Here is a 14,750-nt window from a genome sequence, read left to right as displayed (position 1 = left end):
GTTATAATATAATTATTATAATTTTCATTTTATTCTATTAAAATAAATATAACAATTGTTATTAAAAATTTTAAAAAAAAGAAAATTTAAAATTTTAATTATTGATTAGGTAAATTAACGTCCCATGCATCTTTAAATTCAGTTGTGTAAAGATCTTTTGGTTCATACTCTCCTTCTTTTATCAATCCATCTGCAACCATTGCATCAATCCACTCTTGGATGTATCCATCTACTTCTGCATCAAATTTACCTGATGGGCTGTACCAATGAACATTAGCTGTATATGGTAAATCAATGTTTTTAGAGGTTATTTCTCCTGCTTCTTGACGGTTTTCATTAGACCATTGGTTTGATTCTTTAAATGCTTTTATAAAGTTTTTAACAACATCTGGATGTTCTTTTATGAATTTTTCATCAACTACAGCAAATGATAATCCTGCAGCAGGACCAAATGCTTCAGTAGATGTAGTAAGAATTCTTAATTTTTTACTTGAATCATTAGTATCATTACTATCTTTTTCTGCTTTTGCATAGAATGGTGGGTGTAATGTAGCAACATCTATATCTCCTTGTAATAAAGCTTGTTCTTGTTGATTATCAGGAAGAGTTACGTACTCTACAGTATCATTTGGGGTTATATTATTTTTTCTTAACCATGCATTAGTTTCAAGATCAGCACAGACACCAGTAGCTAATACTCCAATTTTGACTTTACGACCATTATCTTTTACAAATTTTTGTAAATCTTCAGCACTTTTTAAAGGACTATCGTCCTTAACTAGCCAATGCATATGTTCTTCTTCAATAGAACCGTTAATTGGTTCTGCACCAGTTACTGCAACAGCTTTGACTTTAACTCCACTTTTTAGTAAATTTATCAATGCATTTGGATGTCCATCATACACATTTAGCTCTCCACTTGAAAGTGCTGCAGGTTGTTGAGCATATGGGATATCTCCTTTATCAACTACAGTTACATTATTTTTTTTAAAGAATCCTTTTTCATTTCCTACAAACCAAGGAGTACCTGAACAATCTTTTGTTATTGCTCCGTTTATACTCCCTGCTTCAGTAGTTTGTGGTAAAAGTACCACGGCAGCTAAAACTGCAATAATAACTACAACAGCTATAGCTATAATTCCTAATTTTTTATTTACCATTTTGTTTTCTCCGAATTTTTTAAATAAATTTTAAATAAATCTTCAATGAGTTTTATTTTAATTTAAATTTTTTAGATTTCTAATTTTCATTATTATTTTATAGATAAAATTGATACAATTAATAAATTAATAAATTAATAAAATTATAAAATTATAATCATAAAATTATTAATCTTTAAATAAGAGATCAATCTTACTATTTTATGTATATTCAATTTATTGGATATGCGCGAAAAATAGGCAGGATATTATTTCCTGTCTATTACTTTTTAAAACTTCCATAAGTTTATTTTTTTTAAGTATCTTTTCTCAATACATCATTACATCACCTCATAATGTTTAAAGTAAAATATTAAATTAATATATCTCTTTTTTAAAGATTTTTTAATATTTTATTAAAGTTATATTAAAATTATTAAATTATATCAAACTTATTAAAGCTATATTAAAGCTATATTAAACTTATTAAACCTGTTAAACTTATTCAATCTGAATTATTAAACTTGAAATAGTTATATTTAAGCTTCAGTCTCTAGTTTCCATGTGGAAACTCTTTTTTCTAAATACATTAATACATAATTTACAATGTATCCAAGTATTGCAACAGTCACAATTCCTGCCCACATTTTAGGAATCTGCATGACCATTTGAGCCTGCATGATCATATGTCCTAAACCAGATGTTGAACCTAACATTTCTGCACCAATAAGCATGAAAAATGCAAATACTGCTCCCATACGAATTCCTGTAAAAACTGTTGGTAGAGAAGCTGGAATTAATACTTTTGTAAATATAGCTACTTTTCCAAGACCAGATGATTTTGCCATTTTTACTAAAACTGGATCAACATTTGAAATACCTGTTATTGTATTAAGCATTATTGGCCATTGAGATACCCAATATATAATAGATATCTTTGAAAGTTCACCTATTCCTAAAAATACAATAAATATAGGAAACAATGTAAAAGGGTTTGCCTGAGATAAAAGTTGCAAAAGTGGATTAACAGCTTTTTCAAAGTTTTTAAAAAAACCTCCTAATAAAAAGCCAAGAGGCAATGCAACTAAAATAGCTATTCCAAAACCTGCAAATACTCTCCATAAACTTACTAAAGTATTATATTGTAATGTTCCATCTAGACATAAAGTCCACATTTCAGCAAGAATTGTAGTTGGAGTTGGAATAAATATTTGATTTACAATGCCAAGTGTTGGAAGGATCTGCCATGCTAATAAGAAAATTATAATTGCAATATAATTATGAAGCAGAGATTTGATAATGGAAATTGGTGAAGTTTTTGACAAGTTAATTTAAATCCCTACTCCTTTATCTATAATTTCTTCAAATTTTCCATTTTCATTCTCATTCTCATTTTTGTTCTTATTATTATCATTATTGTTTCCATTATCCTCATCATTTTCCTTAATTTCTTCAGTTTCTTGAGATTTTATTACTTCTTCTTTTAAAAGTTCCCATATTTTATGTCTTAAACTAGAGAAATCAGAACTACTTTTGAAATCTGTTTTAAATCTATGTTTTCTTGAAAATGGAATATTTACTATTTCTTTTATCGTACCAGGTCTTGCTGTCATTATTACTACTTTATCAGCTAAAAATATTGCTTCATCAATACTGTGTGTAATGAAAACAACTGTTTTTTCAGCTTTTTCACTTTTTTCAGTTTTCGTTGTAATTTTTAGTAAATCTTCCTGTAATATAGATCTAGTTTGAGCATCTACTGCTGCAAATGGTTCATCCATTAATAATATTTCAGGATCAATAGCTAATGCTCTTGCTATAGCTACTCTCTGTTTCATTCCTCCACTTAATTCATTTGGATATCTATCTTCAAATCCAGATAATCCTACAAGAGATAAATATTTTTTACCAATTTTTTCTCTTTCTTTTTTATCAACAGTTGCTTCTAAAGGAAAAGTTACATTTTTTAGTGCATTTCTCCATGGTAAAAGAGCATATTGTTGAAATACAATTCCTCTGTCTAATCCTGGTCCTTCAACAATATTTTCATCAATTTTGACTTCACCAGAATCTGGTGTTGAAAGTCCTCCTATAATATCAAGTAATGTTGATTTTCCACAGCCACTTGGGCCTAAAATAACTAAAAATTCACCATTATTAATATCCAGATCTATTCCATCTAATGCTATCAAATCTTCTTTTGATTTATTTTTACTTTTAAAAATCTTTTTAACATTTTTGATACTTATTTTAACTGATTTATTTGGTTGTTCATACCATATTATACCTTTTTTATCTGTATTTGTTTCACTTATTTTTTCACCCTCCTTTAAATTTATTTTAATATTCAATTTTTTTCCTATTTTTTCTTATTTTTCCTATTTTTTTCTATTTTTTATTCTTGATATAACAATTGTTATAATATTTTTTATTTCATTTCTTTTAATATTAAAATACAAAAGATTAGTCTAAATTATTAAAAATAATATAATAAATTAAACTATTTATTTTATAAATGTTTAAAATATTATAAAATATAAAAAATAGTTATAAAGGACCTGCTTTATCATAAAAAAGATCTTCAATTAGGTTCAAACCACCATCATAACCAACATAATTACTTCCTAAAACATTTCTATTAAATGAAGGGAAAGAAACAGTTACATGTGTAGTTTCTAATTCACCTGTAATAACTGATTCGAGCGAGCTAGCATAGAGGTTTAAAAACGGTCTATCTTTTAATAGTTTAGTTATTTTAAATGAATCGATTTCAAAAATAATGTCTGGAGTAAATTGAATTTCTTCAGAACTTGTTATTTCATTAACTATACTTTCCCTGTATTCTTCAGGAGGATTATCAGTAATTATAACAATATCTGGAAGTTGACCAACTTCATCAGTCAGATATCTTGTGATACTTAAAGCAGTATTAGAATCAGCAACAACTCCAAAGTATACATTAGGAACATCAAACTGTAGAATATCCCCTGCATATTCAACCATACGATATACTCTACGATTTTCAGATTCAGTAAATTTTTTGAGTTTTTGTTTATTGATTGGAAGTATTTCGGCTAATTTATATAAGAATTTTGTTGTTTGTATAGGTCCTGTAGGTGAACCTGGAAAGCTAATATATGGTGTTCCAAATTTTTCTTCAAGCTTTTTAGCTGCTCTATGTCCTACCCATGGAGATAAAACAATATTATATGCAGCAGCTGGTATCTTTTCTATATTTTCAACTGTATTAAATTCTCCAAATAATACATTAGCTTCAATATTAAACTTTGCAAGCAAATCTTTTATAGCTTTAAGTTCTCCTTTCCAAAATATATGCTGATATGGAACAACACCTAATATATTCACGAGTGTCTTTCTTTTTCTTTTTGCAGGAGTCAGATATTGGTCTATAAGTGCTTCAAAAAACAACTCATAACCTTCAAATGAATTTCCTTTAAATCCAGGTGCATTCACATGGATAATTGGAGCTTTATCTCGAAATTCATTAACTATTGCATCAACATCATCTCCAATAAGTGATGGTACACATCCTGAGATAACAGTAAAAAATTCACCTGTTGAAATTTTAATAGTAGAATCAATTAATTTTCTTAATTTGTCTTCTCCTCCAAAGATTACATGTTCTTCAACTAAACATGAACATGGAGTTGAAGATCCTCCATAATCTCCAGGAGCGTTTTGCCCTCCTCCATAATTAGCACCAAATAGTTGACTCATACCACAACCTGATCCTGAATGAAGAATTGGAACTCCTTCATTCAATCCAACTGCTGCTTCATAAGCTCCAGATAATGTACAACCATATCTTGGAGCTTCTACAATTCTAGGTGAACTTGATTCATCAACTTTATTTTCAGCTTTATTGCTCAATTTTTCCTCTCCTAATTTTAATTAATAATTTGTTTTATTTTCAATATTTTTCATTTTCCCGTTTATTTCCTATTATTTCATATTATTTCCCTTTTTCAGCAAAATATAATGGATCTGGTTGGTCTAAATACCATTGTTTCACACCTACTCCTGTATTTTCTTTTGAAAGTCTTTGGAGAGATTCATTTTTAAGTGCTTGAAGTAAGAAGTTTCCATATGCAATTGCACCAGCATATCCTGCTTGAGTACTCCATTTTCTTGGATCTCCTCTTAATGAATGTAATCTTGAAACAGATCCTTCACGTTTCCAAGCTCCTCCTTGGAAAGGACAAGTTAAAGCCATATCAGGTTTAGTTTGTTCAGTAATGTGAAGTTGTTCTGCAGCTTGGAATGTATTTACCATTACATTAAAGTCTCCAACTTTATCAATAACTTCTTCTAATTCATCTACTAAAATATTATCAAAATCTTGAGCCATTGCTGAAGATGATTTAATTCCTAATTCATCAAAGAAAGGTAGCTGAGTAACAAGTCTTCCTTGTCCAAGTGATCCTAAAACGTCGATCTTTTTACCATCTCTTTCAATTTCTATTTCTTTGAATTTATCTCTGATTTCTTTTAGTTTAGGTACCCATTTTTTATGTTCTTCAGCTATAAGCTCTTCCACTTCTTTTTCTTTTCCTGTGTATTTAGCTATTTCTCTAAGCCATTCATCAGTATTTTGTATACCAATCGGAGATGGATACATAAAGAATGGAACATCATGATATTGATGAAGTCCTCTTGAAAGATAATCAGTATATGTTGGACAAATTGGTGCTGTAACAGCTGCTTCAGCTAATTGTTCAAAGTCTTCAACACTTGCAAATTCTGGAATAAAATTTACTCTAAGACCTAATTTTCCAAGTAGTCTTTCAATTTCAATTCTGTCTTGCCATGCATATGATAACATACTAGCTATATTGACCAAATCTTTTTGTTTCTTTTTAGGTTTTTTAACTAGATATTTTAATACTCCATGCCAAAATGCATCATATCCAGTTTGCATTATTTTAGATCTTACTCCTTCACAATGTACTGGAACTATTGTTGCTTTTATTTCTGGTTGTATTTCGTTTACAGCTGATTCTATATCTTCTCCAATGATTCCTGTAACACAAGTTGTTAAGATAAAGATAGCTTTTGGCTCATATCTTTCTTCAGCTTCTTTAATAGCTTCAATTAGTTTTTCTTTAGCTCCAAAAACAACATCATCTTCACCAAGATTTGTTGTAAGCCAATTTAAATTATAATTAGTTGGTTTTCCTAAAGATTCTGGGATAGCTCCATATAACTCTTTATAACTTAATGCAGCATGAGAACAACCTACTGGTCCATTGAATATTATAGCTGCATCTCTTATAGTTGAAACTCTCACAGAAAGGTAAAAATTTAAAATACATCCTCCAGATTGTTGAAATCCTCTTTCAGTACATTTCAAATTCCCTTTCTTTGCATCTTCAAGAAGTTCACTAGCTTTTCCAAAATACACATTAGTTCCATTTGCACGTTGTTCACGTGTAGGACATGTGTTTTTGTCTAATTCAACTATATAATCTTCTGAATCTTTTTCATTTTTTGCCATTTTATTACCTCAAATATTATTCCTTAAATTCCTCAAATATTATTCATTTTAAATTTTAAATTTTTAAATCACCTATAATTTTTAATTTTTAACTCATCCTTAATTTTTAATTTTAAATCATTTTGAAATTCTAGATTTTGAAATCTCCCTCTTCTTGTTTCTTTAACTCTATTAATTTATCAGACCAAGATTCAGCCCATTCTTTTAATTCATCGCTTTCTAATGGTGAAGGTACATATTCAACTTTGTTTTTGTAAATATCCTTAGCTAATTTTTTATAAACTTTTGCTTGGTCACTGTCGGGATCTGCTTCTATTGTTGTCTTACCAGATAATTCTGCTTGAGTAACAGCTAATGATCGTGGAACAAATCCTGCAATTGTACTTTCTGTTTGTTTTGCAAAGTCATTCAAAATATCTTTTTGGGCTGAAAATGTTATGGAGTTTGCAATAACTCCGCTAAAAAGTGCTCCACCACCGGAAGAATACTTTTTAATACCTTTAAATAGATTATTTGCTGCATAAATAGCCATAAAATCTGCAGATGATACTGTATATACTTGATCTGCTACACCTTCTCTGATTGGCATTGCGAATCCTCCACATACAACATCTCCAAGAACATCGTATAGTACAATATCTGGAGCATATTCTTCAAAAACATTTTCTTGTTTTAAAAATTCTACTGCTGTGATTATGCCTCTTCCAGCACATCCTACTCCTGGTTCTGGACCTCCAGCTTCAATACAATGTATTCCATTAAAACCTTCATATATCACATCTTCTACTTTTACTGCTCCTCTCCCTTTTCTTAATGATTCTAGTACAGTTGGGATTGATTTTCCTCCTGTAAGTGTATTTGTTGAATCACTTTTTGGGTCACATCCTATTTGCATTACATTATATCCAGCATCTGATAATGCTGCACTAATGTTTGACGTAGTGGTAGATTTTCCAATTCCACCTTTTCCGTAAATAGCTATTTCTTTTATTTTTTTCAAATTTTCTACCTCATTTAGATAATCGAATAAACATAACAATTGTTATATTTATTTAAACTTTTATTGAAAGCATGATACAACTTTAAAAATTGATAAAGATTAATTTTAACTTAAGATTAATCTTAATATAAAAAAATAAAAGATATTTAAAAAATCTAAAATATTTGTGAAATATATGGAATATATAAGAATATATAGTATATATAGAATATTTAGAAAATTTAAATATTTAATATCATTATATATAAAAAATTTCAGTGAAATAAAAATTTAAAAATATTAAAAAATTTATTAGAAATTTATAAGGTCTTTAAATATTTTTATAAAAAATATTTTTATATAATTTTATAAATTTTTAATTTTTATTAATTTTTATTTAATTTTATTAATTTAATAAAAATGTACTCAAAATATTATAATTAATAAAATATTTCACTGAAATAATTTATATTAGTTTACATTAAATATGCTTGATTAATCTTAACCATTAATCTATCAATTTAATAATCAACATATAAATTCAATGATTGAATAAGATTTATGCCTCAAAAATAGTTTAAAACACATAAAAAAAGATTTTTTCATATGCACTTTAGTAAATCGGATACTATTCATTGAACCAATAAATGAATATTCTTTCATCTCTTTCATATCACACATAGAATTCAATTTTTAGCCTCCATTACTTATTTTATATATAAATTTTTATTTAATATTTCATTAGAATTCACATAAAATTTTATTTTAATATCCATAAAATTCATTTAATAATTTTGTTAATACATTTTTGATGATTTAATTTATTCATTTAATATAGGTCTTTTAATGGGTTTTAGCATTTATTTTTATTATAATGTATATTTCAATTAAATGTATTTATTTTTATTCATTTTTTATTTAATTATAGTTAATTATAGTTATTTTAATTAAATTTCATTGAATATTTTTCAATTTTATTAAATTATTTCATTGATATTCCTTTTTATCTGAATTTCTCATTAATTTTTATTAATTTACATATATTTTTTACATATAGTTTATATACTTCTTTTACATACAATTTTAACTTTTCTTATAGTGTATGAAATAAATTTTATATTAAATAAAATATTAATTTCATAAAATATAACAATCGTTATTTAATAAATTATCAGCATCATATATAAAGGTTACTATGAATAACAAAAAAATATGAGATTATCATATTTAATTTTATATTTAATTTTATTATAATGATGAAAACTATGGTTTAAAAAATAAAAATCCATAATGATAAGGAGGTAGATCTAATATTTCTTTTTTCAAGAGATCAAACCCAACATTTAATGTTTGTTGTTTAATATTATCTGGTCTGGGGCGTATTTCCATACTTGGTCCTCGAGGAGTATTTGAATCATAATTCCAATGTATTATACCAAGTTTTCCATTTTTCTTAAGAATTTTATATGATTCATTTAGTAAATCTTCAGGACTTTCATGGTGTAATATATTAAATAACATTACATAGTCTACTGAATTTTCTTCGATTCCTGTTCCATTAAGAATAAAATCTCTTTTATATAAATCTACATTTTTTATATTTTCATTAGCTAATCTATTTTTTGTTATCTCTAAAACTTCATTATCAATATCAAATGAAAATATATTTCCATTAATTGTTTTTGAAGAAGGAATAGTGAAAGTACCATAACCACATCCAAATTCTACAAGAGTTTCTATCTCTTTGTTAATTTCTAATTTTTTTAGTATTAAATCAACATCTAATAGCTTTTCCCAATAAGACTTCTCAGGCATTCCACTTTCACGTATCTTCAATATATCACCTCTTATTGTTGATAAATTTTATTTTAATTATTTAATGGTTAATAATGGTTAATTAATTTTAATTTGTAATTTTTATTTATTCTTTTCATTTTTTATTTTTCATTATTTCCATTAATTTCATTTTTTACTTTTTTCATTTTCATTTTTATTTTTATTTTACATTTTTGTTTTTTTAAAAAGTGATATTCATGTAAATTGATAATTATGGAAAAAATTTAAATACTATAATTAGAATAATTTCATTAAACAATTTATAACAATTGTTATTTAAACATATGTATTTTTTTATAAATTTTATTATAAAAAATTAAAGAAGTAATAGGAGCAAAAAAATAAAAATAAGGGTAAAATAGCTAATAATAGTGTAATGGGAAATGATTTGTAAAAGAATTTAATTAAAAAGTAATTATATAAGAATTAATCTAGCAATTATCTAATGAATTGTGATATTTATGAAATATAATTATTTAATAAAAATATTATAAAATAGGAGAAAAAATGAATTATAATTTAATTATAGCTAGATATGGAGAAATAGGAATAAAAAGTCCTCGTGTTAGGGCACGATTTGAAAGAAAGCTAAAATCTAATATAGAATCTGCTTTTGATTGTAGAATAAATATAAGTCAAGGAAGAGTATTTGTATTTCCAAATGACTTTGATGAAGCTTATGAAAAATTAAAAAGAATTTTTGGAGTTGTTTCTTTTTCTCCAGCTATTTGTACTGTTACTAGCTTTGAAGATATTGAAAAAGCATTATCTAACTATAGTGATAAATTAGCTGATGAAGATTTAATTGATTCTGATACACCATTTGCTATTAGATGTAGACGTGTTGGTAATCATGATTTTTCATCACAAGAATTAGCTGCTTTTGCTGGAGGAGTCATAATTGAAAAATTAGGATGTCCAGTTGATTTATCAAATCCTAAATTAGAGATATTTGTTGAAGTTAGGGATAATGAAACTTATATATATCACAAGAAGATTAAAGGACCTGGAGGTTTACCTCTTGGAACACAAGGAAGACTTGTTGCTCTAATTTCAAGTGGGATTGATTCACCAGTAGCTGCTTATTTAATGATGAAAAGAGGATGTTCTATAACTGCAATCCATTTTGATAATGATCCTTTTGCGGGTTCTAAAGTAACTGAAAACTTTGAAAAGTTAGTAGATAAATTAAATGAATATTCATATGGTTCTCCAATAAAAACTAAGATTATTAAATATGGAAATTATCTAAAAACTTGTAAGGAAAATGCTCCTGAAAAGCTTACTTGTGTTTTATGTAAATCTGGAATGTATAGAGTAGCTAGTGAAGTTGCTAAAAAAGAAAATGCATTAGGTATTGTTGATGGAAGTAGTGTAGGACAAGTTGCATCTCAAACTCTTCCTAATATATTAGCTACTCGTGATGGAGCTGAATTTCCTATATTAAGTCCTCTTATTGGGCTGGATAAAGTTGAAATAGAAAAAATAGCTAGAAAAATAGGAACATTCCCTATATCTGAAATTGATGATGGTGGATGTTCAGCTGTTCCTCGTTATCCTGAAACTAAATCTGATATTAATAGAGTTCATGAAGCTATTGAATCTATATCTCAAGACGAAGAAATTGGAAAAATTATTGATGAAATTTATTAAGTAAGCAGAAGTAATTGGAAAAATTATTGATGAATTTATTAAAAAATATTATAAAATTAAAATAAATTAAAAATATATAGAGGTTAAATTATGGTGTTAATTGTAGGATCTGGTGTTGGTGGAGCTATTATTGGAATGGAACTAGCTAAATCGAATATTCCAGTAACAATCGTTGAAAAAGGTCCATTTTGTGATGTGAAAGATTCATATAAATATTATGATGAGATTGATGACTATTTAGATCTTTCAAAAACTGTCTGTGTTGGTGGATCAAGTGTTGTAGCTGCAGGTAATGGGGTTAAACTTCTTGAAGAGGAATTAGCTAAATATGATGTAGATATATCTAAAGAACTTGATGAAGTTGAAGAATTAATAGGTATCCATGAAATGGATGATTCTCATTTTGGTAAAGGTACAAAAAAGTTTATGGAAGCAGCTAAATCTATTGGACTTCCAGTTGTAAAAATGCCTAAATTCATTAGAGAAGAAGATTGTACACAATGTGGAAAATGTGCATGGGGATGTCCTAATGATGCAAAATGGTCATCACAAGATTTTGTTAAAATAGCTATTGAAAATGGAGCTAAGCTAATTGATAATACAGAAGTAACTGAAATTATTGAAGATGGTGGATCTGTTAAAGGCGTTAAAGTTAAAAATTCTGATGGTTCTATTGATATTATAGAATCTGATATTGTTGTATTAGCTGCTGGAGGAATTGATTCAGCTATTATTCTTCAAAATTCTGGTATAGCTGCTGGTGAAAAATTATTCATGGATCCATTTGTTACTGTAGGTGGAGTTATAAAAGATATTAATTATAATACTGAAGTTACAATGAATGCATTGGTAGTTGGAGGAAATTTTGTTTTAGCTCCTCATTATTCAATATTATTGAATGAAAATATTGGTGATGATGATGTTAAAAAAAGTGATATTTTAAGTATTATGGTTAAAATTCCAGATGACAACCATGGGAAAATTATAGATGGAGAAATCATAAAAGAAAACACTATAAAGGACGTTCGATTTATAGCTGAAGGTGCAGCTACTGCTGGAGCTATTCTTGTAGCAGCAGGAGTTGATCCAACAACAATAGTCTCTACTAGATTAAGAGGTGCTCATCCAGGAGGAACAGCTGCCATAGGCGATATCGTTGATACAAACTTAGAAACAGAATATAAAGGTTTATTTGTTTCTGATGCAAGTGTTATTCCTGAAGCACCTGGAGCTCCTCCAATAGTAGCTATTTTAGCTTTATCCAAGAGACTTTCAAAATATTTGATTGAAAATATATAATATATCAAGTATATCTATGAAATCACCTCCATTATTAAATTTTTATGCTAAAAAATAAATTTCAATTCTTCTTTAAAAACCTTGGTTCATCTGTAAAAAACATGATCCTGTTTTAGTATGAAAAATAATATTTTCATCATTAATAAAAAAAACTTCCAAACCAAATATAAAATAACTAATATGAAAGTACTAATATATAAAAACAATAGATAGAAAACGTTCACTATCTATTTTTGTAACATTATTATAATATATTGAATATATATTATACAAATCCAAAAAAAAAACACCACCCATACAACAAAGCCTTATATCAGCCCAAAATCAATATTCAGCCCCCTATAACAACATAAAACCACCCCACTTAAAAAAAAATATAGATACAAAAACAATTTTTTTCAGACCACATAGATCTAAATTTACTACTAAAGCAGCTGAAAATCTTAATATTAAGCTTGTTTATTTACCTCCTTATTCTCCAGACTTAAACCCAATAGAATTTGTGTGGAAATCAATTAAAAGAGAAATTTCTCCTTTATTGATTAATAATTTGGAAGAATTAAGAGAAAACATAAAAATAAACTTTTATAATTTAACTAAATCCATTTCATTTGCAAATAAATGGATAAAAAAATTTTTAAAAAATAAAAACATTATTTAAAAAACTAATGTCTTAAACTATAAATTGGTTTGGTCATAGAATTTCTAAGAAAAGTTTAAAGAAAAAGCCTTATAAATGGGGTTATTCAAGCTAAAAAGGATTTTATATAGGGTTAAAATTAACATTAGCTATAGACTGTAAATCTATGCAATCATTAACCATGTTAAACATGAAGGAAGTCCCAACGATGCGAAAATATTTGATGAAATTATGCAAAAACTGAAAAAAAGAAGAATTATCCGAAGAAGAGATAGAATACTCTTTGATAAAGGATATTTTAGTAAAGATAATTATCAAACAGCAATAATAAAGCATAAAACTTCTATTTTAATATTTCCATGAGGTAAAAACCCATTAAGAAAAGTTTTCGACAACATTTCATATCCAATTGAATGTTTCACTGGTGAAAATAAGAATAAAAATTTGTACCTCGAATTAACTCGGAAATCAAGAGAAATGTTTAAAAAATGGAAAGATTACAAAGGAATAAGAAGTAAAATCGAAGATTTCAACAAAATACTAAAACAAGCACTATCTTTAAGAAGAATACATCACTATACAAAAGAATTTATCTATAAAACAACATATTTAAATGTACTTTTAGCAAGACTCATCACATCACAAGAATACAGAACAAAAAAACCCATACAACAACTCACTGAAATGTGAAAATCTAACACCCTAAACTTATTTTAAACTATCTTCATCTATTTTAACATAATTTATCTATTTTTAGTTATCTAGTTTGTCTAAGTTATTTTAAAATCATATATTATTTTAATATTATATATTATTTGAAGAATATTTATTATTTAAAATATTTGCGGTGTTGTTGTTGAATATGCAATTTTTAACGGTTAGTAGTGTACCATTGTTATATGATAGCTCCTCCACTAGTGGCATTACTGTTGATGAATGTGATGTTAATAATAGTTACATTACAACAGAGTAGTATATTGAATATGTTGTTTGTTCCTTGTGCGTCGATGATTATTTGATTAGCTGATCCGTTTCCTTGGATTGTCACATTCTTATTAATAGTTATTCCTTTATTGTTAGATCCTGTGTAATTACCAGGAGCAAGTACTAAAATACCACCATCATCCGTACTGTTAGTAATATCAGTTGCGAAGGTAGTGTTCATGGTAAGTGCAAATAAAACTGTTAGGATTAAAGCCAAATACAAAATTCTTATATTTTTTCTCATTAACATAAGTTTTTTCCACACCCTGTTCACTTATTTATATTACACATTAAATTATATAATTAAAGCCCTAAAATAAAAAAAATATTATCCAATAAAGGAGTATTATATTTTAGCATCCTGATTTATAATAAACATAAAGTTAAAGTAAATAGTAAAAAAAGCAGTACCTCTCCACATAATAATATTATTTATTACTATAAACTTTATATATTATTAATAAAGAGATAATATAGGTGATAATAAATAACTTCATAAAAGTAAATAACTTCATAAAGGGTGGTTATCGGGCGTAATTATGAAAATACCTTGAAGATAGTGCTATTATCATCCTATATTATTCCACTTTACATATATTGTTGATTAATAAAGACCAATATAAGACATATATTGTAATAAAAATCTTGGTTATAAAATCATTTTTATTACATATCTTATTATATAAGAGAGCATTTTACAAAGAT

Annotated in this window: 12 protein-coding genes and 1 pseudogene; 5 read left to right on the top strand and 8 right to left on the bottom strand. The window is 26.8% G+C overall.

All coding sequences use genetic code 11. From position 1 onward, the window contains the following. Positions 1-98: 98 nt before the first annotated feature. The 7 genes from KQY27_RS01400 to KQY27_RS01370 all read right to left on the bottom strand — a co-directional run bounded on the left by KQY27_RS01400 (position 99) and on the right by KQY27_RS01370 (position 9,469). On the bottom strand, positions 99-1,160 hold the full coding sequence (locus tag KQY27_RS01400) for an ABC transporter substrate-binding protein (protein WP_224424791.1): 1,062 nt from the start codon (positions 1,158-1,160) through the stop codon (positions 99-101). A 518-nt stretch (positions 1,161-1,678) separates the two neighbouring features. Then, positions 1,679-2,464 carry an ABC transporter permease gene (locus KQY27_RS01395; RefSeq protein ID WP_224424790.1) on the bottom strand — a complete coding sequence of 262 codons (786 nt, stop codon included), beginning with the start codon at positions 2,462-2,464 and terminating at the stop codon, positions 1,679-1,681. A 6-nt stretch (positions 2,465-2,470) separates the two neighbouring features. Next, positions 2,471-3,490 (bottom strand): ABC transporter ATP-binding protein, encoded by a 1,020-nt coding sequence (locus tag KQY27_RS01390; protein WP_224424789.1) that lies wholly within the window; start codon positions 3,488-3,490, stop codon positions 2,471-2,473. Positions 3,491-3,686: 196 nt separating this feature from the next. After that, entirely contained in the window at positions 3,687-5,030 is a 1,344-nt protein-coding gene (locus KQY27_RS01385) for a nitrogenase component 1 (protein ID WP_224424788.1), read from the bottom strand. An 82-nt stretch (positions 5,031-5,112) separates the two neighbouring features. After that, the gene (locus KQY27_RS01380) at positions 5,113-6,654 is read right to left on the bottom strand and encodes a nitrogenase component 1 (RefSeq protein ID WP_224424787.1); all 1,542 of its coding nucleotides are present in this window, start codon (positions 6,652-6,654) and stop codon (positions 5,113-5,115) included. A 130-nt stretch (positions 6,655-6,784) separates the two neighbouring features. Beyond that, a complete protein-coding gene (gene nifH, locus KQY27_RS01375) occupies positions 6,785-7,654 on the bottom strand; it encodes a nitrogenase iron protein (protein ID WP_224424786.1) in 870 nt (289 codons plus the stop codon). 1,242 nt (positions 7,655-8,896) lie between these two features. Beyond that, on the bottom strand, positions 8,897-9,469 hold the full coding sequence (locus KQY27_RS01370) for a class I SAM-dependent methyltransferase (RefSeq protein ID WP_224424785.1): 573 nt from the start codon (positions 9,467-9,469) through the stop codon (positions 8,897-8,899). A gap of 507 nt (positions 9,470-9,976) precedes the next feature. Between KQY27_RS01370 and thiI the strand changes: the two genes are divergently transcribed. The 5 genes and pseudogenes from thiI to KQY27_RS01345 all read left to right on the top strand — a co-directional run bounded on the left by thiI (position 9,977) and on the right by KQY27_RS01345 (position 13,751). Next, complete coding sequence (thiI, locus tag KQY27_RS01365; protein WP_224424784.1) at positions 9,977-11,122, top strand: tRNA uracil 4-sulfurtransferase ThiI; 1,146 nt, start codon at positions 9,977-9,979, stop codon at positions 11,120-11,122. A 90-nt stretch (positions 11,123-11,212) separates the two neighbouring features. Then, positions 11,213-12,421 carry a GMC family oxidoreductase N-terminal domain-containing protein gene (locus KQY27_RS01360; RefSeq protein ID WP_224424783.1) on the top strand — a complete coding sequence of 403 codons (1,209 nt, stop codon included), beginning with the start codon at positions 11,213-11,215 and terminating at the stop codon, positions 12,419-12,421. A gap of 442 nt (positions 12,422-12,863) precedes the next feature. Next, positions 12,864-12,965 (top strand): annotated as a pseudogene (locus KQY27_RS01355) (transposase); the annotation flags it as partial. A gap of 258 nt (positions 12,966-13,223) precedes the next feature. Beyond that, positions 13,224-13,424, top strand: a complete 201-nt coding sequence (locus KQY27_RS01350) for a transposase (RefSeq protein WP_342765733.1) — start codon at positions 13,224-13,226, stop codon at positions 13,422-13,424. Between the two features lie 81 nt (positions 13,425-13,505). Beyond that, entirely contained in the window at positions 13,506-13,751 is a 246-nt protein-coding gene (locus KQY27_RS01345) for a hypothetical protein (RefSeq protein ID WP_224424782.1), read from the top strand. A gap of 205 nt (positions 13,752-13,956) precedes the next feature. Here the strand turns inward: KQY27_RS01345 and KQY27_RS01340 are convergent, their stop codons facing one another. After that, the gene (locus KQY27_RS01340; protein ID WP_224424781.1) at positions 13,957-14,295 is read right to left on the bottom strand and encodes a hypothetical protein; all 339 of its coding nucleotides are present in this window, start codon (positions 14,293-14,295) and stop codon (positions 13,957-13,959) included. Between the last annotated feature and the right edge of the window lie 455 nt (positions 14,296-14,750).

The organism is Methanobrevibacter sp. TMH8 (assembly GCF_020148105.1).
In the GTDB taxonomy this organism is placed as follows: domain Archaea; phylum Methanobacteriota; class Methanobacteria; order Methanobacteriales; family Methanobacteriaceae; genus Methanobinarius.
The sequence above is the reverse complement of the archived record's forward strand: the minus strand, read 5'-3'. Positions and strand labels throughout refer to the sequence as shown.